The following is a 349-nucleotide window of genomic DNA, read 5'->3' on the forward strand; positions in this document are numbered from 1 at the left end:
CTTGGCATTCTCTAGTTCCTAGGAAAATATCTCTTCGTCCTCCAGCATTTAGAGCGCGTTTTAATATGTTGTGATGCTTATTTTCGTTACGGTCAAAAGTCAATTCTGGTCGATGAAGATTAAATACAAAATGAGCTCTAACCTGATACCTTACATCTTTTAAATAGGTGTAATTGGCTAGTGTATTTCCTCCACCATATTCACTGGGGCGAATCCCTTTTGATTCCATACGTATTGGTTTTAAAACCCGTATTTCATCTACTACCATTAGCAAAGTGGGCTTCCAGTAGATTGATTCAACAATTCCTTTAAGCGCCTGATAAGTGGGTACTTGATAAGAAAGTTTTTC

The 349-nt window shown here is 37.5% G+C and carries 1 protein-coding gene; it reads right to left on the reverse strand.

The genetic code is table 11. From position 1 onward, the window contains the following. Positions 1-349 (reverse strand): type I-C CRISPR-associated protein Cas5c (cas5c, locus tag SB773_RS30515; RefSeq protein WP_410593953.1); only part of this gene is annotated, 349 nt, incomplete at both ends.

This window comes from Bacillus sp. SIMBA_074 (assembly GCF_046534555.1).
Taxonomy (GTDB): Bacteria; Bacillota; Bacilli; order Bacillales; family Bacillaceae_G; genus Bacillus_A; species Bacillus_A mycoides.